Source organism: Aquisalimonas sp. APHAB1-3 (assembly GCF_048323695.1).
GTDB lineage: Bacteria > Pseudomonadota > Gammaproteobacteria > Nitrococcales > Aquisalimonadaceae > Aquisalimonas.
Map to the genome: position 1 here is coordinate 442,435 of NZ_JBLWFT010000001.1, position 23,270 is coordinate 465,704.

The following is a 23,270-nucleotide window of genomic DNA, read 5'->3' on the forward strand; positions in this document are numbered from 1 at the left end:
GTTTGCCTCAGTCCGGGACCACTTCGCCGTCGCGAAGCGTCAGGATATCGTAGCCGTCACTGGTGACCGCGAGCGTGTGCTCCCACTGGGCCGACAGGCTGTGGTCCTTGGTCACGACGGTCCAGTCGTCCTTGAGCAGACGGGTCTCCTTGCGGCCGGCGTTGATCATGGGCTCGATGGTGAAGGTCATGCCTTCTTCCAGCACCATGCCGGTGCCGGGCGTGCCGTAGTGCAGCACCTGCGGCTCCTCGTGGAAGTCGGTGCCGATCCCGTGGCCGCAGTACTCGCGGACCACGGAATAGTTGTGGCTCTCGGCGAACTGCTGAATGGCGTGTCCGATGTCGCCCAGCCGCGCACCGGGGCGGACGGCACGAATGCCTTTCCACATGGCGGCGTGAGCGACCTCGCTCAGGCGGCGCCCCTGGATGGTCGGCTCCCCCACGTAGAACATGCGGCTGGTGTCGCCGTGGTAGCCGTCCTTGATGACGGTAATGTCGATATTGAGGATGTCGCCCTTCTTGAGCTTCTTCGGGCCGGGGATGCCGTGACAGACTACGTGGTTCACCGAGGTGCAGATGGACTTCGGGAAGCCGCGGTAGTTGAGCGGTGCCGGTACGGCCTTGTGCTTGTTGACGATGAAATCGTGAGCGACATCGTCGAGCGTTTCGGTAGTCACCCCCGGGGTGATGTGTTCTTCCAGGAGGTTCAGCACCTGGGCGGCAAGCGCGCCGGCGGCGCGCATCTTCTCGATTTCCTCGCTGGACTTTATTGTAACCGACATGGGTTTGCGGGGATCTCCGGCTGGTGGATGGGTTCGGGTGGCCGCGCCTGGCATGGCGATGCCCGCGTGGCGGCCATTGACCCGCTGCAGGCGCGTGACAGGGCGGTTGCGAAATTGTCGCGGTAAGCCAGTTATGGTATAAAGCGCGCGCTCTTCAGGCAAATGCCGGAGTCAATTTCGTGGTCGCCGACAGGCGACTAACATCACACCTGCGCCAGAATTGAACCGGACAGCGGGGTTGCTCGGCGACGAGTTCCTGTCCGGGGTGCGGGGAGGCCCAAACCCGATCAGGAGATCACACCATGGCCAACGTATCCATGCGCGAAATGCTGGAAGCCGGCGTCCACTTCGGACACCAGACCCGCTACTGGAACCCGAAGATGGCACCCTACATCTTCGGTGAGCGCAACAAGATCCACATCATCAACCTCGAGAAGACCCTGCCGCTGTACCAGGACGCCCTGAACTTCATGGGCAAGCTGGTCTCCAACGGCGGCAAGATCCTCTTCGTCGGCACCAAGCGGGCGGCCCGTGAGGCGGTGCGCGCGGAAGCGCAGCGCTGCAACATGCCCTTTGTCGATCACCGCTGGCTCGGCGGCATGATGACCAACTTCCGTACGGTCAAGCAGTCCATCCGCCGGCTGAAGGATCTGGAGCAGCAGGAAGAGGATGGCACGTTCCAGAAGCTGGTGAAGAAAGAGGCCCTGGAGCTGACCCGCGAGAAGGACAAGCTGGACCGCTCGCTCTCCGGTATCAAGAACATGGAGCGTCTCCCCGACGCCATGTTCATCATTGACGTCGGCTTCGAGAAGATCGCCATCAAGGAAGCCCAGAAGCTCAATATCCCGGTGATCGGTGTCGTGGATACCAACAACTCGCTCAAGGGTGTGGACTACGTCATCCCGGGCAACGATGATGCGATCCGTGCCATTCAGCTGTACACCCGCGGCGCGGCCGATGCCATCGAGGACGCCAAGGCCTCGTCGGTGAAGCCCGGTGCCAGCGAGAAGGACGATTTCGTGGAAGTGCAGGACAACAGTGCCGCAGAGGGCGAGGGCGCCGCGACCCAGTAAATCGCGCCCGCGGTGCAACGGTGCGGCGGTGTCGCCGCCGCACCGGCCAAGCGCCTGCAGGGGCGCCGCCCCTGTCTGGCCGCAACGTGACGACCGAATACGAGAGGGATTGGACATGGCGATTACAGCTGCCCAGGTTAAGGAACTCCGCGAGCGGACCGGCTCCGGAATGATGGAATGCAAGAAGGCGCTGGTGGAGGCCGATGGCGACATCGACAAGGCCATTGAGACCATGCGCAAGAAGGGGATGGCCAAGGCCGAGAAGAAGGCGGGCCGTGTTGCCGCCGAAGGCAAGGTGATCACCCGCACCAGCGACGACGGCCGTCTCGGCGTGATTCTCGAGATGAACAGCGAAACCGATTTCGTCTCCGCCGGTGACGATTTCAACGATTTCGCCGATGCCATTGCCCGCATCATCCTGGAGAAGCAGCCGGGGGACGCCGACGCGCTGATCCAGCTGCCGTTTGACGACAGCCGCGACGTTCACACCGCGCGCCAGGAACTGGTTGCCAAGATCGGCGAGAACATCCAGCTGCGCCGCTTTCAGCTTTACACGACCGACACCGGACAGGTGCATCACTACCTCCACGGCAGTCGCATCGGCGTGATGGTCGAGATCGAGGGCGGAGACGAGCAGCTCGGTCGTGACATCGCCATGCACATTGCCGCGAGCAACCCGGCTGCGGTGGACGAGAACGACATGCCGGCAGAGCTGCTGGACAAGGAACGCGCGATTCTCAAGGCCCAGGCCGAAGAGAGTGGCAAGCCGCCGGAGATCGTCGAGAAGATGCTCGAAGGGCGCGTGCAGAAGTTCCTCAAGGAAACGACCCTGGTCGGTCAGCCGTTCGTGAAGGATCCCGATCAGAGTGTCGCCGAGCTTCTCAAGGGCGCCGGTGCGACCGTCAAGGCGTTCACGCGCTACGAGGTCGGCGAGGGCATCGAGAAGGAAGAAGGCAATTTCGCCGAAGAGGTGATGGCCCAGGTTCGCGGTTCCTGAGCCGGTGTGAGAGGATCTCGGCTCATGAGCAAGCCTGTTTATCGTCGTATACTCCTGAAGGTCAGCGGTGAAGGGCTGATGGGCGATGCCGATTACGGCATCGACCCGGCCGTCAGCCGCCGGCTGGCCCGGGAGATTGGCGAAGTTCGCGAACTGGGTGTCGAGGTCGCACTCGTGGTCGGCGGCGGCAATATCTTCCGCGGTGCGGGGCTTGCCGCCGCCGGCATGGACCGTGTGACGGCAGATCACATGGGCATGCTCGCCACCGTGATGAATGCCCTGGCGCTGCAGGATGCGCTGGAGCACGCGGGTGTATTCACGCGGGTGATGTCCGCGATCAAGATCAACCAGGTCTGTGAGGACTACATCCGCCGCCGTGCCGTGCGCCATCTGGAGAAGAAACGGGTGGTCATCTTCGCGGCCGGTACCGGCAACCCGTTCTTTACCACCGACTCCGCCGCGAGCCTGCGGGCCGTTGAAGTGGACGCGGACATCATGATCAAGGCCACCAAGGTGGACGGTGTTTACTCCGCCGATCCGGAGCACGATGCCGGGGCCTCCCGTTACCGTCGTCTGACCTATGACCAGGTACTGGATCAGAGGTTGTCGGTAATGGACGCCACTGCCATCGTACTGTGCCGGGATCAGGGGCTACCCATACAGGTATTCGACATGACCCGCCCCGGTGCACTCATGGATCTGGTCCTGGGTGCGGATGTGGGCACCATCGTCGAGAGAGGATGACTACCGTGATCGAGGATATCCAGAAAGACGCAAAGAAGCGGATGCAGAAGTCCGTTGAGTCGTTGAAGTCGGAGTTGGTCAAGATCCGCACCGGCCGTGCCCAATCCAGCCTGCTGGACCATGTCACCGTCGAGTATTACGGCGCCGAGGTGCCGGTCAACCAGGTGGCCAACGTCTCCGCATCGGACGCCCGCACGCTGCTGGTCACTCCCTTCGAGAAGGGGATGGCGCCGAAGATCGAGAAGGCCATCATCCAGTCGGATCTGGGGCTCAACCCGGCGTCTCAGGGCGAAGTGCTGCGCGTGCCCATGCCCGCCCTCAACGAGGAGCGGCGCAAGGAGCTGGTCAAGGTCGTCCGCAATGAAGCCGAACAGGCGCGTGTCGCGATTCGCAACGTCCGCCGGGACGCCAACTCCGACATGAAGACACTGGTCAAGGAAAAAGAGATCACCGAGGACGATCAGCGCCGCGGTGAGGAGCAGATTCAGAAGTTGACGGACCAGTTCGTTGCTCAAGTGGATGAAGTGCTCGAGCAGAAGGAACAGGAGCTCATGGCCATCTGAATACTGATCGGCCGGCGCATTGCCGCCGGTTGATCCCGCTCGTGTCCCGAGAAGCTCCCGGGGCGATACCCGTACCGCGGCAGGAACGATGAGCGACGAGATTGCGCAAAGGAACCGCCCCGAGGCGGCCGTGCCCCGGCATATTGCCATTGTCATGGATGGCAACGGCCGGTGGGCACGTTCACGTTTCATGCCCCGTCAGGCTGGCCACCGTGCCGGCGTTGACTCGGTGCGGCAGGTGGTGGAGACCGCCGGCCGCCTTGGGGTGGAAGCGTTGACGCTGTTCGCGTTTAGCAGCGAGAACTGGTCCCGCCCGAGCGATGAAGTCTCCGTGCTCATGGATCTCATGCTGAGGACGCTGCAGAAGGAGTCTGCACGACTACACAAAAATAATGTCCGTATCCGGCTGATCGGGGAACGCAGTCACTTGTCGGATCGGTTGCGTACGGAGATTGTCGAGGCGGAGCGCCTGACCGCTAGCAACACCGGTCTGACGCTCGTGGTGGCGGTGAGCTTCGGTGGCCGCTGGGACATGCTTCAGGCTGCCCGCCGCTTCGCGCGGGACGTCCGGAATGGGGTGCGTGAGCCCGACGAACTCGATGAGGACCTGTTCTCCGGTTACCTTAGCCTTGATGGGCTTCCCGACCCCGACCTGTTGATCCGTACCGGCGGTGAGCAGCGGATCAGTAATTTCCTGCTCTGGCACCTGGCCTACGCCGAACTCCATTTCGTCGATACCCTCTGGCCCGACTTCGGGGCCGAGGAGCTGAAGGCGGCCGTGGCCAGCTTCGCCGGGCGTGAGCGCCGCTTCGGCCTCACCAGCGAGCAGGTGGAGCGGCTGAGCCGTGCTTAAGTGGCGGGTAATCACCGCCCTGGTCCTGTTGCCCCTTGTTCTCGGGGTTGTTTTCCTCCTGCCAACCGCTGGTTTCGCGCTTGCCATGGCCGTTGTGGTCGGGCTGGGCGCCTGGGAATGGACCCGTCTCATTGGTCTCCGCGCACAGCGCGAGCGGGCAGGACACGTGGCGGCGTTGCTGATCCTGTTGGTGGGTAGCGCCGTCTGTCTTGCCAGCGCAGTGGCGACCTCCCTGGTGCTTGCCGTCGGCGTCGTCGGCTGGCTGGGCCTGATCACCTGGTTGGCTGCCTACCAGCGTGGGCAGGCAGCCGATGGGCCGGTGACAGGGCGCGCCGGGACGCTCCTCGGTTTGCTGCTGTTCGTTCCTGCCTGGTTTGGGCTTGTGTTCGTTCACGGCCAGCCTGGCGGTGCGTGGCTGGTGTTCATGTTGCTGGTCCTGACCTGGGCAGCCGACGTGGGTGCGTACTTCGCGGGTCGTGCGCTTGGCAGGCGGCGGCTCGCACCCCGCATCAGCCCGGGAAAGACCATGGAAGGCGCTGCCGGCGGGCTCGCGTTGACGCTGGTGGCCGCCTGGGTGCTGGCGTCGGTGTTGCCGGCGCCGTTGCCGGGCGGGTTGTCCTTGCTGCTCTTGGCAGTGGCGGTGTTTGTGGCTTCCGTGGCGGGTGATCTGTTCGAGAGCATGATCAAGCGCCGGTGCGGTGTGAAAGATAGTGGGACGCTGCTGCCGGGGCACGGCGGCGTGCTTGATCGTATCGACAGTCTCACCGCGACGGCGCCCGTGTTCGCCGCGGGGCTCCTATGGCTCTAGATGAGACAACCATCACCATTCTCGGTGCTACGGGATCCATTGGCACCAGCACGCTGGACGTCCTGGCACGGCACCCGGGCCGCTTCCGGGTGCGGGCATTGACGGGGTATCGCAACATCAGCCTGCTGGCGGAGCAGTGCCAGCTCTTCAGGCCGGACCTCGCCGTGGTTGCGGACGCTGAAGCGGCGACCGCCCTGCGGGAGCGACTTGGCGCGGAGTGTGACCAAGTTGGCGTGCTGTATGGCGAGGAGGGCCTGGAGCAGGCTGCCGCGACCGGCGCCGATGTCACGGTGGCCGCCATTGTCGGTGCCGCCGGCCTGCGTCCGGCGTTGCGCGCCGTGGCGGATGGCGGGCGTGTTCTGTTGGCCAACAAGGAGTCGCTGGTCATGGCAGGGGCGCTGTTCATGGATGCCGTCGCCCGGAGCGGTGCGACACTCCTGCCGCTCGACAGCGAACATAACGCCGTCTTTCAGTGCCTGCCCGGGAACTTTTGCCGTGGGCGACCCGTCGATAGCGGTGTGACCCGTGTGCTTCTCACGGCCTCCGGGGGTCCGTTCAGGACAACGCCGCGGCCGGAACTGGAGCATGTGAAACCCGAGCAGGCGTGTGCTCACCCGAACTGGTCCATGGGGCGAAAGATCTCCGTGGACTCCGCGACCTTGATGAACAAGGGTCTTGAAGTCATCGAGGCGTCCTGGCTGTTCGGCATCGATGCAGATCATCTCGACGTGGTCGTGCATCCGCAGAGCATCGTGCACTCCCTTGTCGAGTACGTGGACGGAACCATGCTGGCCCAGATGTCCAATCCGGATATGCGTACACCCATCGCCCATGCCCTGGGCTGGCCGGAGCGTCTCGCGTCCGGCGTGGCGCCTCTGGACCTGGTCGGGCTGGGGCGGTTGGAATTTCAGGAGCCGGACCATGATCGCTTTCCCTGTTTGCGGCTTGCCTATCGGGCGCTCCGGGCCGGTGGCAGTGCGCCGGCGGTGCTGAATGCGGCCAATGAGGAGGCGGTGAGCGCCTTCCTGGAGGAACGTCTGCCGTTCATGGGGATTGCCGCCGTCATCGAGAGCACTCTGGAGCATGCCTCGACCGGCGACGTGTCCGACGTCCAGGAGTTGCTTGCGGTGGACGGGTCTGCCCGCCAGGTGGCGAGGGACTTCATCAGGCGAGCAGGGGCGACGCAGTGACGGGCATCGGCACCAACATCGTCGCGTTTCTCGTGGCCATCGGCATCCTTGTGGCGCTGCACGAGTACGGTCACTACTGGACGGCGAAGCGGCTGGGCGTCAAAGTCCTGCGCTACTCCATCGGTTTCGGCAAGCCGCTGCTGACGTGGCGCCGCGGACCCGACCAGACCGAATACACCATTGCCGCCATTCCGCTGGGCGGTTACGTGAAAATGCTCGACGAGCGGGAAGCGCCCGTCTCCGAGGCAGAGCGCCATCGGGCATTCAACACCCAGCCACTGTGGCGACGGACGCTGATCGTCTGCGCGGGTCCGGCGGCCAACTTCCTCTTTGCCATTCTCATCTACTGGCTGCTGTTCGTGGTCGGAACCCAGGAACTGCGGCCCGTGATCGGTCCGGTAGAGCCCGAGACGCCGGCAGCCGAGGCGGGGTTCCAGGAAGGCGAAGAGATCCTTTCGGTCGCCGGGCAGCGCACACCGACCTGGGAACGTGTCCTGATGCGAGTTATGGATGGCGGCCTGCGGGGGCGCACGCTGGACGTCGGCGTGCAGACCGAAGCAGGGCGTGAGACGGCCCGCAGTCTCGATCTCTCGGGGCTGCCCCGGATCGGTGACGACCCGGATCTTTTGCGCGTCATCGGTCTGCAGCCGTGGCGTCCCACCATTGAGCCACGGGTCGGCGAACTGGTCGGCGGGGGGCCGGCGGAAGCCGCCGGACTGCGGTCGGGTGACGTGGTGACTGGCGTCAACGACACGTCCGTCGGCGAATGGCAGGAACTTGTGGAGGCGTTGAATGCCCGAGCGGGGGATCCGGTGACCTTGACGGTGGATCGGGGGGGCGAGTCCGTACGGATCGACGTCGACCTCAACCCGGCCGGATCCGATCGGGGGGTGCTGGGCGTGCGGCCTGATATCGCGCCGGATGCATTCGAGCACATGTTCCACACGGTTCGCTATGGACCGGTGGACTCACTGGGGGAGGCCGTTCAGGGGACATGGCAGACAAGCACACTCACTCTGCAGGTTCTGTGGAAGATGCTCGTGGGCGAAGCATCCCTGAACAATCTGAGCGGTCCGATCAACATCGCCCAGTACGCCGGGGACACGGCGTCCACCGGACTGGTGCCATTCCTGAAGTTCCTGGCCATCGTCAGCATCAGCCTTGGCGTGATCAACCTGTTACCCATTCCCGTGCTTGACGGCGGGCACTTGCTGTACTTCGCCGCGGAGGCCATCAAGGGCAGCCCCGTATCCGAGCGGGCGCAGATCATCGGGCAGCAGATCGGCATTCTGATGATCATCCTGTTGATGGGGCTGGCATTTTACAACGACATCGCGAGATTGCTCGGTTGAGCAGGCGAGATAATCGACAAGATTCCAAAGACGTCTTTATGCGCAAACTGGTTGTTGCTCTCACCTTATGTGTTGCCGTCATCGGCCCGGTTCAGGCCTTTGAGGCGTTCACGGTCGAGGATATTCGCGTGGAAGGCCTTCGCCGTATCGCGCCTGGTACGGTGTTCAATTATCTTCCGATCACCACCAACGACGAGGTGGACAGGCAGTTGGCCGCCGAGGCGGTTCGAGCGCTCTACGACACGGGATTCTTTCAGGATGTGGAGCTTGAGCGTGACGGCAACGCGCTCGTGGTCAACGTGGTGGAACGGCCGTCGGTTGCCGACATCGAGATTTCCGGCAACAGCGCCATTCCGACGGATGCCCTGAAACAGGCAATGAGCGACTCCGGGCTCGCCGAGGGGGAAACATTCAACCGCGCCCTGCTGGAAGGCATCGAACGGGAGCTTCGTCGTCAGTATTTCGGCCAGGGGCGCTATGACGTCGAGATCGAGACCACTGTCTCGCCGTTGCCGCGTAACCGCGTTGCCATCCGCATCGACATCGACGAAGGGCAGACGGCGCGCATCCGCGACGTGCATTTCGTGGGCAATGACGCATTCAGTGACGGCGACCTGAACAGCGTCTTCAGTCTTGGCCGCAAGCCCTGGTATCTGCCGTTCTCCCGGCGTGATCGTTACTCCCGGGAAGCGCTGGCCGGTGATCTGGAGAATCTGCGTTCCCACTACATGAACCGCGGGTATGCCGATTTCAGCATCAACTCCAGCCAGGTCTCCATGACACCGGACCGCAGCGGCATCTACGTCACCGTGAACATGGACGAGGGCGAGGAGTACCGGCTGGGCGAGGTCAACGTCATTGGCGATACCGTTGTCGAGCCGGAAGAACTGCAGGAGTTGGTCGAGTTGGAGGCCGGAGACCTCTTCTCCCAGGAGCGGATTACGGCCGGTGCCAATCGCATCCGTAACCGCCTGGGTCAGGAAGGCTACGCGTTCGCCAACGTCAATCCGGTGCCCGACATCGACCGTGACGAGCAGACCGTGGATCTCACCTATTACGTTGATTCGGGCAGCCGTGCCTACGTGCGCCGGATCAACATCAGCGGCAACTACCGAACGGATGATGAGGTGATTCGGCGCGAGATGCGTCAGATGGAAGGAGGGTGGCTTTCGTCGGAGAACATTGACCTCTCGCAGCGCCGTCTGAATCAGCTCGGCTTCTTCCAGAACGTGCAGATCGAAACACCACAGGTACCCGGCGAGCCGGACCAGGTGGATGTCAACGTCGATGTCACCGAAGGGCTGTCCGGCAGTCTCCAGGCGGGCATCGGCTACGGCAGCGGGCAGGGCATGTTGCTGAATTTCTCCGTTGCTCAGGATAACGTGCTTGGCACCGGCGACCGCATGCAGCTGGCGCTGAACAACAGCCGGATCAGTTCCCTGTACCAGCTGTCGTACACGGACCGGTACTACAATGTCGATGGTGTCACCCGTTACTTCAATGCCAGCCTGCGGGAAACCGACGCGCGCAGGGCGCGACTTTCGGACTACGGCGTGCGTGCGGGCAACCTGGATATTGGCTTCGGCATTCCCTTGAACGAGGAGGACCAGATCCGTATCGACGTGGGCTACGAGGATCTGCGTTTGAATCTTGGTTCCCAGGCCACCGATGACCAGCGGGACTTCGTCGACGAGTTCGGCGACCAGTACGAGAATTACAAAGCCGAAGTGAGCTGGATCCGCAATACGTACGACCGGCGCATCTTCCCCACGAGTGGGGCGCGCCAGTCGTTGGGGCTCGAGGCGTCTCTGCCCCAGAGCGACCTGCAGTACTACAAGGCCAACTACAGCCATCGGCGTTACTTCTCGCTGGCCGAAGACTGGTCGCTGTCCATGCAGGGGCGTCTTGGTTACGGTGAGGGCTACAGCGACACCAGCCGTCTGCCGTTCTTCGAGAACTTCTTTACCGGCGGCATCAACTCGGTGCGCGGCTATCGTGCCAGCTCGCTCGGCCTGCGGGGTGAAGATGGTCGTCCGACCGGCGGCAATTTCCGTGCGGTGGCCAATGCCGAACTGTACTTCCCGGTGCCGTTCATCGATTCGCCGGCCGTGCGGTTCTCCACCTTCGTGGACGCGGGCCAGGTGTACAATACCCGTGAGCAGGACATCGACTTCGATGACATGCGCTATTCGACGGGTGTCGCGTTCACCTGGATGTCGCCCCTTGGCGCATTGACAATGAGCCTCGCCGAACCGTTAAATGACGAGCCCGGAGATGATCTGGATCGCTTCCAGTTCTCGCTCGGTCAGTTCTTCTGACGGCAGGCGCAGCGGCTGCTGTCGCGGGCCGACGCTCCGGGGCGTCGCCCACTTGACGCGACCGATTGAAGCAGATGCCCGAACGGCATCGCCAACCTGGCCGGGATGGAAATGAGCAGAATTGTTCGAGTTGTGACGCCGGCACTGCTGGTGGTGGTCCTCGTATTGAGTGGCGTTGCGGCCGCTGACACGCGAATCGGTTTCGTCAACGCAGGCCGCGTCACGTCGGAAGCGCCCCAGGCGGAAGCGGCCCGAGCCAATCTGGAAGAAGAGTTCGGGCCACGGGATCGCGCCATCTCCGAGGAGCAGGAGGCGCTGCGGGAAATGGAGAACCGGCTCAACCGCGACGGCGCCGTCATGAGCGACAGCGAGCAGCAGCGGCTGCAGCGTGATCTGGTTGCGCGGCAGCGTGAGTTGCGCCGGGCAGAAGAGGAATTCCGCGAAGACTTCAACATGCGCCGCAATGAAGAACTGGGGCGCTTGCAGCGGCGCATTGTCGAGACCATCGACAAACTTGCCGAATCCGAAGGTTTCGATCTTATCGTGAGCGAGGGTGTCATCTACGCCAGCGATCGCGTCGACATTACCGATCGGGTTCTCGAGCGACTGCAACAGGACTTCGACAGCCAATAAGAAGCGCACGGCGCTTCGCATCGTGGCGCGTTCTGAGCCGGCGCCGGCACTTGCGCCTTGCACAATGACGCGCAACTGCCACCCGGTTGTCCGCGCTCTCCGGATGCGGACCCGGCGACGATACGATAAGGGGAGCGCCTGCATGAAACGCCTGGGAGAACTGGCTTCGGCTCTTGATCTGGATTTGCGTGGTGATCCGGGACATCCGCTCGAACGCATTGGTTCTCTGGACAGTGCGAATGCAGACGAGCTGACCTTTCTTGCCGATTCCCGGCGCCGCAGTCAGTTGGCGACGAGCCGTGCGGGCGCGATCATCGTTCGGCCGGACGATGCCGATGGCGTTCCCGGCAACGCCTTGATTGCACCGGATCCCCATCTCGCATTCGCCAGGGCTGCCCAGCTTCTGCACCCGCCCCGAGTCCGTTCCGGCATTCATGCAACCGCTGCGGTTGACGAATCCGCGCAGATGGGGGAAGGCGTTGCCATCGGCGCCCAGGTTGCAATCGGACGTAATGTGGTGCTGGAACAGGGCGTTCAGATCGGTGCCGGTGTGGTGATTGAGGACCACGTCACGGTCGGAGCCGGTACGATCGTTCACCCTCGGGTGACGCTCCTGTCGGGCTGCGCTCTGGGTGCTGGGTGCGTGGTGCATTCCGGAACCGTGATCGGCTCCGACGGGTTCGGTTATGCGCGGGATGGGCATCGCTGGGAGCGGGTGCCCCAGGTTGGCAACGTGCGCATCGGCGACCGCGTGGATATCGGCGCAAACGTCTCCATTGACCGCGGGGCAATCGGCGATACCGTCATCGACAACGGCGTCAAACTGGATAACCAGGTGCACATCGCGCACAACGTACACATCGGTGAACACACTGCGATTGCGGGTTGCGTTGGCATCTCCGGCAGCACACGGATCGGTCGCTACTGCACGATCGCGGGTGCCGTGGGGATTGCAGGGCACCTGGTGATTGTCGATAACGTGCATATTACCGGTATGGCGCAGGTCACCAAGAGCCTGACTGAACCGGGAGTCTATTCGTCGGGCACGGGGATCGAGACGAACCGCAGCTGGCGGCGCAATGTAGCGCGGTTCCATCAGCTCGACGACATCGCGCGCCGGCTGCGAACGATCGAGCGGCGGCTGAAAACGGACGATTAGGCGGTGCGACAGGCGTGAGCCGTGCCGCGCATCGCCGTATCATCAAAGAATGGGCATTTTGCATTTATGGATACGAATCAAATAAAACACCTGCTTCCACATCGGTACCCGTTTCTGCTCGTGGACCGGGTTCTGGAGAGTGAGCCGGGTGAACGCCTGCTGGCGCTGAAGAACGTGACCATCAACGAGCCGTTCTTTCAGGGCCATTTCCCCATCAAACCTGTCATGCCGGGGGTGCTTGTCCTGGAGGGCATCGCCCAGGCATGCGGGCTGCTGGCTTTCGAGACGGAAGGCGAGAAGCCGGAAGGCAACCCCCTCTTCTATCTTGTCGGCTATGACAAGGCGCGCTTCAAGCGCCGGGTCGAACCGGGCGATCAGCTGCATATCGAGGTCACGCTGCTGCGCGTACGGCGCGGGATCTGGGTGTTCTCGGGCAAGGCGAGCGTTGATGGCGAGATTGCCGCAGAGGCAGAAGTCATGTGCACCGTGCGGGATGCGGAATCTTGATCGACGAGACAGCAAGGGTTGATCCGTCGGCGCGGCTGGGCAGTGACGTCACCGTCGGCCCGTACGCAGTGATCGGACCCGACGTTCAGATCGGTGACCGTTGTGAGATCGGGCCGCATGCCGCCATCTACGGGCCAACGCGCATGGGCGTTGATAACCGCATTTTCCAGTTCGCATCGGTGGGCGCTGAGCCCCAGGACAAGAAGTTTTCCGGGGAACAGACCTGGCTGGAGATGGGGGATCGCAACACCGTCCGTGAATTCGTGACCATCAACCGGGGCACCGTGCAGGACAAGGGCGTGACCCGCATCGGCGACGACAACTGGATCATGGCATACGTGCACATCGCCCATGACTGCATCGTGGGTGATCGCATCGTGTTCGCCAATGGTGCGTCACTGGCGGGGCACGTAGACGTGGAGGATGACGTCATCCTCGGCGGGTTTTCCCTGATTCACCAGTTCTGCCGCATCGGTGCATTCAGCTTTTCGTCCATGGGTAGTTGCATCAAGCAGGATGTGCCGCCCTACGTGACGGTCTCCGGCAACCCGGCCGAACCCTTTGGCATCAACAGCGAGGGGCTTCGCCGGCAGGGGTTCTCCAAGCAGGACGTTCTCGCGCTGCGCAGGGCCTACCGCACGGTTTACAAGTCGGGGCTGCGTCTGGAACCGGCGCTTGAGCGGGTGCGGGAGATCGCCGCTGATCATCCGCCGGTTGAGCGTCTGGCGGCGTTCATCGGTGAGAGCCGCCGCGGCATCGTACGCTGAGGCCCGCGGGCATGGATGCCATGGCCGCGGAACAACCACCGGGAGCGAGCATGCGGATCGGCATCGTGGCCGGGGAGATGTCGGGAGACTACCTCGCGGCAGGGCTCATGCGGGAGCTGCGCAAGCATTTCCCGGCGGCGCGTTTCGAGGGCATCGGCGGCCCGCGCATGGAGGCCGAGGGCTGCACCAGCTTTTATCCGCTGGAGTCGCTCTCGGTGATGGGGCTTGTGGAGGTGCTGCGTCACCTGCCTGGGCTTCTGGCCATCCGGCGGGATCTGGTGCGTCGGTTTCAGGCTGATCCGCCGGATCTGTTCATCGGCATCGACGCCCCCGATTTCAATCTCGGCCTCGAGCGGCGTCTGCGCGAACAGGGCATCCCGACAGTCCACTATGTCAGTCCCACGGTCTGGGCGTGGCGACAGGGACGGATCCGCGATATCGCCCGCTCGGTTGACCGCATGCTGTGCATATTCCCCTTCGAACGGGAGTTTTTCCGCCACCACGATGTGCCGGCCACGTTCGTGGGCCATCCCCTGGCCGATGAAGTACCGGAGACCCCGGATCAGGCCGGCGCCCGCAGCGCGCTCGATCTGCCGGCTGAGGGCGCCATGGTTGCGCTCCTGCCCGGGAGCCGCATGAGCGAGGTCAAGCACCTTGGGCCGCTGTTCCTGGAGACGGCCGCCTGGCTGTTCCAGCACCGCCCGGACCTGCGTTTCATCGTGCCCTGCGCCACCGGGCCCATCGCGGAACACATGCGCGGACTCGCCGCCGCCCATACGGACGGCATGCCGGTGACCCTGGTGGATGGACGCTCGCGGGAGTGTCTTGCCGCGGCGACGGTGGCCCTGCTGGCGTCGGGTACGGCGAGTTTGGAAGCCATGCTGCACAAGCGGCCCATGGTGGTGGCCTACAAGGTTTCCGCGTTGACGGGGTGGCTGGCCCGACGCCTGGTCAAGGTGGATCACTTCGCCATGCCCAACCTCATTGCCAACCGTCGCATGGTCGAGGAGTTCGCCCAGCAGGACGCCGTGACCGGCAATCTCGGCCCGGCGGTGCTGGATCTGCTCGAACACCCCGAGAAGCGAGAACGCCTGATTGCGGAGTTCACGGCGCTGCATCGAACGCTTCGCCAGGACGCAAGCGCCCAGGCGGCCGAGGCCGTGGCGCAGCTTCTGGAGGAGCGCGGCCACGCGCGACTGACCGAGGAGGGCGGCTCCGTTTGAACACCGTTACCGGAGGAACAGCAGCGGCTGCCCTGGAGCGAGGAACCCGTTTGACCGCCGGCGTGGACGAGGCGGGGCGGGGACCGCTGGCCGGGCCGGTGGTGGTGGCGGCGGTGATTCTGGACGACCACAGCCCGGTTGCAGGGATCAATGACTCGAAACGCCTCAGTGCCCGGCGACGCGAGGCGCTCGCCGAAGCGATCCGGGCCCGGGCGCTGGCCTGGGCGATCGTGCACGCCACGCCGGAAGAGATCGATACGCACAACATCTTCCAGGCGACGCTCCGCGCGATGAAGCAGGCGGTGGAGGCGTTGACGGTGCCAGCGGAACACGCCCTGGTTGACGGCAAGCATTGTCCGGAGCTGCCTTGTCCGGCGGAGGCGATCGTGGGCGGTGACGGGCTGGAGCCGGTCATCGGGGCGGCGTCGATTCTTGCCAAGGTGGAACGGGACCGGGTCATGGTCGAGCTGGACGAGGCTTGGCCCGGTTACGGATTCGCCCGCCACAAGGGCTACCCCACCCGCGAGCACGTGGATGCGCTCAAACGCCTCGGCCCCACCCCCGAGCACCGCCGCTCGTTCGCACCGGTGCGTGACGCACTGGTAGCGCCGCCTCTGCCGTTCGACGAGTAAACTGGACTCCCGCAGTCGGCTCAGGCGTCCACCGCGTGGCGCACGGTCTCCGCAATGCGATGGATGTCGCGGTCGCTCAGTTCCGGGTAAATGGGCAGAGACATGCAGTACTCCGAGACCTTCTCCGCCATGGGCAGGCTGACGTCTGCGTAGTCGTCACGGAAAACGGGCTGGCGGTGCAGCGGCACCGGGTAGTACACCGCGCAACCAATGTTCGCGGAGCGCAGTGCAGCCATGATCCGTTCCCGCTCATGCACCAGCAGGGTGTACTGATGATAGACGTGGCGCCCGTACCCGGCGTCATGGGGGATCGTTACGCCGGGCACGCCGGAGAGCTGTTCCTTGTAACTCTGGGCGACCCGCCGCCGGCAGGCGTTGTAGCGGTCAATGCGGCGCATCTTGGCGCGCAGGATCATGGCCTGGATCTCGTCCAGGCGGCTGTTGTAGCCAACGATGTTGTGATGGTAACGCTCCCGACTACCGTGGTTGCGCAGCACCCGCAGCTCTTCGGCAATGGCCGCATCGTTGGTGGCCACAAGCCCGCCGTCTCCGTAGCCTCCCAGGTTCTTGCTGGGGAAGAAGCTGTACGCCCCTGCGGCGCCGAACGTTCCCGTCATGCGGCCGTCGATGGGGGCGCCAAAGGACTGGGCGCAGTCCTCGACCACCAGCACGCCGTGGCGGTCGGCCAGCTGCATCAGCTCCGGCATGTTCACCGGCTGGCCGAACAGGTGGACGGGCATGATCGCCCGGGTTTTCGGCCCGATGGCCGCCTCGACCTGGTTGAGGTCGATATTGAAGGTGTCTCCCTCGATGTCCACGAACACCGGGGTCGCGCCCACGTAGCAGATGGCTTCGGCGGTGGCGATGAAGGTGAAGGGCGTTGTGATCACCTCGTCGCCGGGGCCGACACCCAGGGCCGCCAGCGCCAGGTGAAGGGCGTCGGTGCCGGAGCCGCAGGAGACGGCGTGGGATGCGCCCAGGTAGCGGGCCACTTCCTCCTCCAGGGCCTGGACGTTGGGACCGAGAATGAACTGGGCATTGTCCAGCACCTCGCTGAAACCCTGCTCGAGTTCGTCGCGCAGGTCGTCGTACTGGGCCTTGAGGTCCACCATCGGAATCATCGGCCGCGCATCCTTTAGTGTTGCGGTTGGTCGGGAAGGGGATTGTCGCGTAACTGGCGCGTGATTTCGATGGCCGTGGCCAGTGCCTGCCGGCCGTCGGCGCCGGTGACCAGGGGGTCGCGGCCGCTGCGGATGCAGTCCACGAAGTGGGTGATCTCCGCACGCAGCGCGTCGCCGTCATCGAATGCCCGCTGCTCGCTGTGGATGTCTTCCATGGCGGGGGTCGCGCGGCCGCTGTTCACCCGTGAGCGGATGTCCAGACTGCGCTGCTGGAAGTCCAGGGCGATGTAACTGTTGCGCTGGAACAGCCGCATCTTGCGTTCCGCCTTGAGGCTCACGCGACTGGCGGTGACGTTGGCCACGCAGCCATTGTCGAACTGCAGGCGCGCGTTGGCGATGTCGATGTCCGACGAGATGACCGGTGCCCCGTTGGCGTCGATGCGCACCACGGGCCGGTCCACCAGCTTCAGGATGATGTCGATATCGTGGATCATCAGATCCAGTACGACACTCACGTCGGCACCGCGGGGATTGAAGGGTGCCAGCCGCTGGGATTCGATGAACATCGGCGTGCCCACCAGATCAGCCAGTTCCCGCACGGCTGCGTTGAAGCGCTCCAGGTGGCCAACCTGGAGGCGCCGGTCGTGGCGACGTGCCAGATGAATCAGGTCGTCCGCCTCGTCCAGAGAAGTGGTGATCGGCTTCTCCACCAGCACGTGGCTGCCATGGCGGAGAAACTCCGCTGCCACCTGGTGATGGAAGCGGGTCGGCACGACGATACTGACCGCGTCCACGTTGCCGAGCAGCTCCCGGTAGTCCGCGACCGCGTCGGTGCCCACCTCGGCGGCCACCTCGGCGGCACGAGCCTGGTCGGTGTCGGCGACTCCGACGAGATCAACGTTGTCGAGCGCGGCATACTTCTGCGCGTGAAAACGCCCGAGATAGCCGACGCCGATAACCCCTGCGCGGATGGTGCTCATCGCGTGATTCCCCGTTTCGATGCGCGTATGAAGCCGACCAGATGGGCGACCCGCTCATTCTCGCACGAACCGTCCTGCTCCAGTTGACCCAGCGCCTGCTCCAGCCGCAGCCCGGAACTGAAAAGCACCCGGTAGGCGGCGCGCAGTGCCTGGATGCTATCGGCGTCAAACCCTGCCCGCTTTAGGGCGCGTCTGTTCAGCCCGTAAAGCTTTGCGTGATTGCCGGACGACATGGCGTAGGGGACGATGTCCATGGGCGCCATGGTGCCGCCACCGAGCATGGCGTATTCGCCGATCCGGGCGAACTGGTGGATGGCGCAAAGGCCGGCAATATTGACGTGGTCCTCCACTGTGACGTGGCCGGCCAGGGTGGCGCCGTTGGCCATGACCACATGGTTGCCCACAGCGCAGTCGTGCCCGACGTGGGCGTAGGCCATGAACATGCTGTCGTCGCCGATGGTGGTGACGCCCCGGTCCTTCGGCGTGCCGCGGTGGATGGTGACCAGTTCGCGGATCTGATTGCCGCGGCCGATCTCCAGCCGCGTGGGCTCGTCCCGGTAGCCGAGATCCTGGGGTGGCGTGCCGAGGATGGCGTGGGGGCCGATGGTGTTGTCCGAGCCAATGGTCGTCGGCCCCTCGATAACGGCGTGGGCACCGATCCGGCAGTTGTCGCCGATGCTCACGCCCGTGCCAATGCAGGCATACGGGCCGATGGTGACGTCGGCGCCGATAGAGCAGTCATCCGCGATGACGGCAGTGGGATGAATCATGAGCCAGTATCCTTCTGCAGGTTCGCGTTGCGGCACCGGGGCGTGCGCGCGCACGTCGGGCGCACCCTACCGGAGTCGTGCACCCTGAACCACCAGTGCCATTTTCGTTGCCACGCCCCTGGGTCATAATACACGCCCAGCGCCTTCATACCCGCCGACGACCACAGGGATAGCCGGATCACATGGCGAATCAGTTCGTACACCTCAACGTCCACACCGAGTTCTCGCTGGTGGATGGGATCGTTCGCATCAAGCCCCTCGTGAAGACGGCCGCGGAGACGGGCATGCCGGCCGTGGCGATTACCGATCAGGGCAACCTGTTCGGCATGGTGAAATTCTACAAGGCCGCGCTGAACGCGGGTGTGAAACCGCTGGTAGGGGCCGATCTGTGTGTTGAGGACGCCGATGCGCCCGGCGGCTATTCCCGGTGCACCATGCTGTGCCGTGACAGCACCGGTTACACCACCCTGACGCGGCTGATCAGCCGCAGCTATCTGGACGGGCAGCAGGGGGAGCGCCCGGTGGTGCAGCGTGCCTGGATCGAGCAGGATCACCAGGGGGTGATCGTCCTCTCCGGCGGCAAGGATGGGGATGTGGGCCGCGCTCTGTTGCGGAACGACTCGGAGCAGGCCCGCGCCAGGCTGGCCTTCTGGCGCAGTCTCTTCCCCGACAGTTACTACCTCGAGCTCCATCGCTGTGGCCGGCCGGGCGACGAGGATCACCTCCACGCCGCCGTGGCCCTGGCCGGAGAGACGGACACGCCGGTGGTGGCCACCAACGCCGTGCGGTTTCTCAACGCCGACGACTTCGAGGCCCATGAGGCACGGGTCTGCATTCACGAGGGGCGGGCGCTCAACGACAGCCGCCGGCCCCGCGAGTTCACCGACGAGCAGTACCTGCGTACCCCCGAGGAGATGGTGGCGCTGTTCGAGGACCTCCCGGAAGCCATCGACAACACCGTCGAGATCGCCCGGCGTTGCAATCTGGAACTCACCCTGGACAAGGATTACCTGCCGGACTTTCCCATCCCGGAAGGCCTCACCATTGCCGAGTACCTGGCGCAGGAGTCGCACCGGGGGCTGGAGGAGCGCCTGCCCCGGCTCATCGACATGAACGCCCCCGATGCCGAGGCGCACAAGGCGCAGTACGTCGAACGCCTGGAGCGGGAGCTGGGCGTCATCAACCAGATGGGGTTTCCAGGCTACTTCCTCATCGTTGCGGACTTCATCCGCTGGGCCAAGGCCGAGGACATTCCCGTGGGCCCGGGCCGTGGCTCCGGGGCCGGTTCACTGGTGGCGTATGCGCTGGAGATAACCGACCTGGATCCGCTGCGTTACGATCTTCTCTTCGAGCGGTTCCTCAACCCTGAACGCGTCTCCATGCCGGACTTCGACGTGGACTTCTGCATGGAGAAGCGCGACCGGGTGATCGACTACGTGGCCGACAAGTACGGCCGCGAGAAGGTCTCGCAGATCGCGACTCACGGCACCATGGCCGCCCGTGCCGTGGTGCGTGATGTGGGGCGGGTGCTTGGCCACGGCTACGGCTTCGTGGACCGCATCGCCAAGCTGATCCCCTTCGAGATCGGCATGACCCTGGACAAGGCGCTGGAGCAGGAGCCCGAGCTCAAGGAGCGCTACGACAACGACGAGGAAGTGGGCACGCTGCTCAACCTCGGTATGAAACTCGAAGGCGTTGCCCGCAACGTCGGCAAGCACGCCGGCGGCGTGGTGATTGCACCCACCCCGCTCACGGACTTCACGCCGCTCTACTGCGAGCCGAACGGGCAGGGGTTGGCCACTCACTACGACAAGGACGACGTTGAAGCGGTTGGTCTGGTGAAGTTCGACTTCCTCGGGCTGCGCACCCTCACCATCATCGACTGGACGGTGAAGGCGGTGAATGCCATCAAATCGGAGCGCGGCGAGGATCTGCTGGACATCAACACCGTGCCGCTGGATGACCGCGCCAGTTTCGATCTGTTGAAGCGCTGTGCGACCACGGCGGTGTTCCAGCTGGAATCCCGTGGCATGAAGGATCTCATCAAGCGGCTCCAGCCCGACAGTTTCGAGGACATCATCGCACTGGTGGCGCTGTTCCGCCCCGGGCCGCTGCAGTCGGGCATGGTGGACGACTTCATCAGCCGCAAGCACGGCCACTCCCAGGTCGCCTATCCCACGCCGGAACTGCAGCACCCGGATCTGGAGGAGGTGCTCAAGCCCACGTACGGCGTCATCCTCTACCAGGAGCAGGTGCAGCGTATTGCCCAGGTGCTGGCGGGCTACAGCCTCGGCGGCGCCGACCTCCTGCGGCGCGCCATGGGCAAGAAGAAGCCCGAGGAGATGGCCAAGCAGCGCGAGATCTTCCTGAAGGGGGCCACGGAGAACGGGCTCACGGAGGCGCACGCCGAAGGCATCTTCGACCTCATGGAGAAGTTCGCCGGCTACGGCTTCAACAAGTCCCACTCCGCCGCCTACGCGCTGCTGTCCTACCAGACCGCCTGGCTCAAGGCGCATTACCCGGCGCCATTCATGGCGGCGGTGCTGTCCTCGGACATGGATCACACCGACAAGGTCGTGACCCTGATCGAGGAGTGTCGGGCCATGGGGCTTGAGGTGCTGCCGCCGGACATCAACCGCTCCGATTTCCAGTTCCGCGCCGCCGACGAGCGAACCGTGGTCTACGGTATCGGCGCCATCAAGGGGGTGGGCCAGTCGGCCATTGAAGCACTGGTCAGCGAGCGGGATGCGACCGGCCCTTATGCCGACCTGTACGACCTGTGCCGCCGCGTGGACCTGCGCCGGGTGAACCGCCGGGTGCTGGAGGCGCTGGTGCGCGCGGGCTGTCTCGACAGCATCGGGGCCAATCGCGCCACGCTGCTCTCCCACATCGGGCCGGCGTTGAAAGCCGCGGAGCAGACCGGGCGCAACGACGAGGCGGGGCAGACCGACATGTTCGGCGTCGCCATTGGCGGCGGCGAGGCGGAAGCCGATGCGGGCGTGGAGCTGCCCGCTCTGCCGGAGTGGGACGAGGAGGAGCGGCTCGCTGGCGAGAAGGAGACGCTGGGGCTGTTCCTCACCGGGCACCCCATCAGCCGCTACGAGCCGGAGTTGGAGCGGATCGTGACCGGGCGCATCAGTGAGCTCGGATCCGGGAACGGCAATGGCGGGGAAGGGCGCCGGGAGAAGAGTGTGGTCACTGCCGGACTGGTCATGTCCCTGCGCGTGCGCAACACCCAGAGCGGCAACAAGATGGCCTTTCTGGTGCTGGATGACCGCACCGGCCGGATCGAGGTGAGCCTGTTCACGGAGGCTTATCGCAAGTACGGGGAACTGGTGGGCAAGGACAAGCTGCTGATCGTCGAAGGAAGTCTCGGCTACGACGATTTCAGTGACTCCTGGCGCGTCAGTGCAGACAAGGTGTACGACATCGGCGATATCCGGGAAGTCTATGCCCGCCGCCTGGTGCTGCGCATGCGCCGGGATCAGCTCGGTAACGGCGCCATGGACCACCTGCAGGAGGCGCTGTCGCCCTTTCGCGAAGGGCAGTGTCCGGTATGGCTGGAGTACGAGTGCCCCGATGCCTCGGCGGTGCTGCGCTTCGGTGACGAGTGGCGCGTGCGCCCCACCGACGAACTCATCAAACGCCTCGGCGGGCTCTCCGGCGAGGGCAACGTCCGGGTGGAATACTGAATGCCCGGCGTGCTGCCGGGTTGACCACGTTCACAGGCCGGGCGTCGCGGGCTTGTCACCCGGCCTGCGACTGGCTAGGGTATGCGGCTTCCGGCCGTCAACGCGATATGCGAGACCATGAATCTGAATTTTCTGGACTTTGAGCGCCCAATTGCCGAACTCGAGGCCAAGATCGACGAGCTTCGTTACGTCGGTGACGACAACGATCTCAACATCAGCGAGGAGATCCGGCGGCTGCGGGAGAAGAGCGTCAGCCTGACCGAACAGATCTTCTCCAACCTGAGTTCGTGGCAGATCGCCCAGCTGGCGCGGCATCCGCAGCGGCCCTACACCCTGGACTACATCGAGCACCTGTTCACCGACTTCGAAGAGCTGCACGGTGACCGGGCGTTCGCCGACGATCCGGCCATTGTCGGTGGTATCGGGCGGCTCGACGGGCGGCCGGTGATGGTGATCGGCCATCAGAAGGGACGCGACACCAAGGAGAAGGTGCGGCGCAACTTCGGCATGCCGCGTCCGGAAGGCTATCGCAAGGCACTGCGGCTCATGGAAATGGCGGAACGGTTCGATCTGCCGCTGCTCACGTTTATCGACACCCCCGGCGCCTACCCCGGTGTCGGCGCCGAGGAGCGTGGTCAGAGCGAGGCCATCGCCCGCAATCTCATGGCCATGTCCCGTCTCCGCACGCCGGTCATCGCCACGGTCGTGGGCGAGGGCGGCTCCGGCGGGGCGCTCGGTATCGGTGTGGGTGACGAGGTCATGATGCTGGGCTACAGCACTTATTCGGTCATCTCACCGGAGGGTTGCGCATCCATCCTCTGGAAGAGCGCCGACCGGGCACAGGACGCCGCCGAAGCCATGGGGATTACGGCGCCGCGGCTGCGGGAACTGGGTCTCATCGATCACATCGTCGAAGAACCGCTGGGCGGTGCCCATCGGGACGTGGCCGGCATGGCCGAACGCCTGCGCAAGACGCTGCTGGAGAAGCTCGCGGTGCTGGACGGCAAGGACTTCCAGACCCTGCTCGACGACCGGGCGACGAAGATCCAGGGCTACGGACAGTTCCGCACGTCGTGACAACCATGGCGCCCCGCCGGGGGCGCCGGG

21 protein-coding genes are annotated in these 23,270 nt (G+C 64.4%); 17 read left to right on the forward strand and 4 right to left on the reverse strand.

Annotated features, from left to right (window positions below; translation table 11 throughout):
* Positions 1-7: 7 nt before the first annotated feature.
* The gene (map, locus tag ACNSTU_RS02020) at positions 8-781 is read right to left on the reverse strand and encodes a type I methionyl aminopeptidase (protein WP_290632410.1); all 774 of its coding nucleotides are present in this window, start codon (positions 779-781) and stop codon (positions 8-10) included.
* Positions 782-1,083: 302 nt separating this feature from the next.
* On the opposite strand from map, the gene rpsB reads away from it, so the two are divergent.
* The 15 genes from rpsB (at position 1,084) to rnhB (ending at position 15,600) form a co-directional block, all read left to right on the forward strand.
* The gene (gene rpsB, locus ACNSTU_RS02025) at positions 1,084-1,854 is read left to right on the forward strand and encodes a 30S ribosomal protein S2 (protein WP_290632408.1); all 771 of its coding nucleotides are present in this window, start codon (positions 1,084-1,086) and stop codon (positions 1,852-1,854) included.
* A 115-nt stretch (positions 1,855-1,969) separates the two neighbouring features.
* Complete coding sequence (gene tsf / locus ACNSTU_RS02030; RefSeq protein ID WP_290632406.1) at positions 1,970-2,851, forward strand: translation elongation factor Ts; 882 nt, start codon at positions 1,970-1,972, stop codon at positions 2,849-2,851.
* A 24-nt stretch (positions 2,852-2,875) separates the two neighbouring features.
* Entirely contained in the window at positions 2,876-3,595 is a 720-nt protein-coding gene (gene pyrH, locus ACNSTU_RS02035; RefSeq protein WP_290632403.1) for a UMP kinase, read from the forward strand.
* Between the two features lie 5 nt (positions 3,596-3,600).
* Positions 3,601-4,158: a ribosome recycling factor gene (gene frr, locus ACNSTU_RS02040; RefSeq protein WP_290632401.1), complete on the forward strand. Its 558-nt coding sequence runs from the start codon at positions 3,601-3,603 to the stop codon at positions 4,156-4,158.
* An 88-nt stretch (positions 4,159-4,246) separates the two neighbouring features.
* Entirely contained in the window at positions 4,247-5,011 is a 765-nt protein-coding gene (locus tag ACNSTU_RS02045) for an isoprenyl transferase (protein ID WP_290632399.1), read from the forward strand.
* Positions 5,004-5,819: a phosphatidate cytidylyltransferase gene (locus ACNSTU_RS02050; protein ID WP_290632398.1), complete on the forward strand. Its 816-nt coding sequence runs from the start codon at positions 5,004-5,006 to the stop codon at positions 5,817-5,819. The genes ACNSTU_RS02045 and ACNSTU_RS02050 overlap by 8 nt, the downstream gene beginning before the upstream one ends.
* Positions 5,810-7,009 carry a 1-deoxy-D-xylulose-5-phosphate reductoisomerase gene (gene ispC / locus ACNSTU_RS02055; protein WP_290632396.1) on the forward strand — a complete coding sequence of 400 codons (1,200 nt, stop codon included), beginning with the start codon at positions 5,810-5,812 and terminating at the stop codon, positions 7,007-7,009. The genes ACNSTU_RS02050 and ispC overlap by 10 nt, the downstream gene beginning before the upstream one ends.
* Positions 7,006-8,361 carry an RIP metalloprotease RseP gene (rseP, locus tag ACNSTU_RS02060; RefSeq protein ID WP_418212034.1) on the forward strand — a complete coding sequence of 452 codons (1,356 nt, stop codon included), beginning with the start codon at positions 7,006-7,008 and terminating at the stop codon, positions 8,359-8,361. The genes ispC and rseP overlap by 4 nt, the downstream gene beginning before the upstream one ends.
* A gap of 38 nt (positions 8,362-8,399) precedes the next feature.
* Complete coding sequence (bamA, locus tag ACNSTU_RS02065) at positions 8,400-10,679, forward strand: outer membrane protein assembly factor BamA (protein WP_418212035.1); 2,280 nt, start codon at positions 8,400-8,402, stop codon at positions 10,677-10,679.
* A gap of 111 nt (positions 10,680-10,790) precedes the next feature.
* Positions 10,791-11,312, forward strand: coding sequence for an OmpH family outer membrane protein (locus ACNSTU_RS02070; RefSeq protein ID WP_418212036.1), 522 nt, complete (start codon positions 10,791-10,793; stop codon positions 11,310-11,312).
* A 142-nt stretch (positions 11,313-11,454) separates the two neighbouring features.
* Positions 11,455-12,471 carry a UDP-3-O-(3-hydroxymyristoyl)glucosamine N-acyltransferase gene (gene lpxD / locus ACNSTU_RS02075; protein WP_290634682.1) on the forward strand — a complete coding sequence of 339 codons (1,017 nt, stop codon included), beginning with the start codon at positions 11,455-11,457 and terminating at the stop codon, positions 12,469-12,471.
* A gap of 66 nt (positions 12,472-12,537) precedes the next feature.
* Positions 12,538-12,978: a 3-hydroxyacyl-ACP dehydratase FabZ gene (gene fabZ, locus ACNSTU_RS02080; protein WP_290634680.1), complete on the forward strand. Its 441-nt coding sequence runs from the start codon at positions 12,538-12,540 to the stop codon at positions 12,976-12,978.
* A complete protein-coding gene (gene lpxA / locus ACNSTU_RS02085) occupies positions 12,975-13,745 on the forward strand; it encodes an acyl-ACP--UDP-N-acetylglucosamine O-acyltransferase (RefSeq protein WP_290634678.1) in 771 nt (256 codons plus the stop codon). The genes fabZ and lpxA (ACNSTU_RS02085) overlap by 4 nt, the downstream gene beginning before the upstream one ends.
* Positions 13,746-13,795: 50 nt before the next feature.
* Entirely contained in the window at positions 13,796-14,968 is a 1,173-nt protein-coding gene (gene lpxB, locus ACNSTU_RS02090; RefSeq protein ID WP_418212037.1) for a lipid-A-disaccharide synthase, read from the forward strand.
* Complete coding sequence (gene rnhB, locus ACNSTU_RS02095; RefSeq protein ID WP_290634674.1) at positions 14,965-15,600, forward strand: ribonuclease HII; 636 nt, start codon at positions 14,965-14,967, stop codon at positions 15,598-15,600. Before lpxB ends, rnhB begins: the two co-directional genes overlap by 4 nt.
* A gap of 20 nt (positions 15,601-15,620) precedes the next feature.
* On the opposite strand, the gene ACNSTU_RS02100 is transcribed toward rnhB, so the two are convergent.
* Genes ACNSTU_RS02100 through lpxA (ACNSTU_RS02110) form a run of 3 tightly spaced genes read right to left on the reverse strand, consistent with a single transcriptional unit; the run spans position 15,621 to position 18,471 of the window.
* Positions 15,621-16,721: a DegT/DnrJ/EryC1/StrS family aminotransferase gene (locus tag ACNSTU_RS02100; RefSeq protein ID WP_418212038.1), complete on the reverse strand. Its 1,101-nt coding sequence runs from the start codon at positions 16,719-16,721 to the stop codon at positions 15,621-15,623.
* 14 nt (positions 16,722-16,735) lie between these two features.
* Entirely contained in the window at positions 16,736-17,701 is a 966-nt protein-coding gene (locus ACNSTU_RS02105; RefSeq protein ID WP_290636753.1) for a Gfo/Idh/MocA family protein, read from the reverse strand.
* Positions 17,698-18,471, reverse strand: coding sequence for an acyl-ACP--UDP-N-acetylglucosamine O-acyltransferase (gene lpxA, locus ACNSTU_RS02110; RefSeq protein ID WP_290632729.1), 774 nt, complete (start codon positions 18,469-18,471; stop codon positions 17,698-17,700). Before lpxA (ACNSTU_RS02110) ends, ACNSTU_RS02105 begins: the two co-directional genes overlap by 4 nt.
* A gap of 182 nt (positions 18,472-18,653) precedes the next feature.
* On the opposite strand from lpxA (ACNSTU_RS02110), the gene dnaE reads away from it, so the two are divergent.
* Positions 18,654-22,163: a DNA polymerase III subunit alpha gene (gene dnaE / locus ACNSTU_RS02115; RefSeq protein ID WP_418212039.1), complete on the forward strand. Its 3,510-nt coding sequence runs from the start codon at positions 18,654-18,656 to the stop codon at positions 22,161-22,163.
* 117 nt (positions 22,164-22,280) lie between these two features.
* The gene (accA, locus tag ACNSTU_RS02120; protein ID WP_290632725.1) at positions 22,281-23,240 is read left to right on the forward strand and encodes an acetyl-CoA carboxylase carboxyl transferase subunit alpha; all 960 of its coding nucleotides are present in this window, start codon (positions 22,281-22,283) and stop codon (positions 23,238-23,240) included.
* Positions 23,241-23,270 lie beyond the last annotated feature (30 nt).

Bases quoted from the DNA above. Each gene is read 5' to 3' on its own strand.
- tsf (WP_290632406.1), top strand. From the start codon at position 1,970: ATGGCGATTACAGCTGCCCAGGTTAAGGAACTCCGCGAGCGGACCGGC.
- ispC (WP_290632396.1), top strand. From the start codon at position 5,810: ATGGCTCTAGATGAGACAACCATCACCATTCTCGGTGCTACGGGATCC.
- lpxB (WP_418212037.1), top strand. From the start codon at position 13,796: ATGCGGATCGGCATCGTGGCCGGGGAGATGTCGGGAGACTACCTCGCG.
- pyrH (WP_290632403.1), top strand. From the start codon at position 2,876: ATGAGCAAGCCTGTTTATCGTCGTATACTCCTGAAGGTCAGCGGTGAA.
- ACNSTU_RS02100 (WP_418212038.1), bottom strand. From the start codon at position 16,721: ATGATTCCGATGGTGGACCTCAAGGCCCAGTACGACGACCTGCGCGAC.
- ACNSTU_RS02070 (WP_418212036.1), top strand. From the start codon at position 10,791: ATGAGCAGAATTGTTCGAGTTGTGACGCCGGCACTGCTGGTGGTGGTC.
- rpsB (WP_290632408.1), top strand. From the start codon at position 1,084: ATGGCCAACGTATCCATGCGCGAAATGCTGGAAGCCGGCGTCCACTTC.
- lpxA (WP_290632729.1), bottom strand. From the start codon at position 18,471: ATGATTCATCCCACTGCCGTCATCGCGGATGACTGCTCTATCGGCGCC.
- ACNSTU_RS02105 (WP_290636753.1), bottom strand. From the start codon at position 17,701: ATGAGCACCATCCGCGCAGGGGTTATCGGCGTCGGCTATCTCGGGCGT.
- lpxD (WP_290634682.1), top strand. From the start codon at position 11,455: ATGAAACGCCTGGGAGAACTGGCTTCGGCTCTTGATCTGGATTTGCGT.
- accA (WP_290632725.1), top strand. From the start codon at position 22,281: ATGAATCTGAATTTTCTGGACTTTGAGCGCCCAATTGCCGAACTCGAG.
- fabZ (WP_290634680.1), top strand. From the start codon at position 12,538: ATGGATACGAATCAAATAAAACACCTGCTTCCACATCGGTACCCGTTT.
- map (WP_290632410.1), bottom strand. From the start codon at position 781: ATGTCGGTTACAATAAAGTCCAGCGAGGAAATCGAGAAGATGCGCGCC.
- ACNSTU_RS02045 (WP_290632399.1), top strand. From the start codon at position 4,247: ATGAGCGACGAGATTGCGCAAAGGAACCGCCCCGAGGCGGCCGTGCCC.
- bamA (WP_418212035.1), top strand. From the start codon at position 8,400: ATGCGCAAACTGGTTGTTGCTCTCACCTTATGTGTTGCCGTCATCGGC.
- dnaE (WP_418212039.1), top strand. From the start codon at position 18,654: ATGGCGAATCAGTTCGTACACCTCAACGTCCACACCGAGTTCTCGCTG.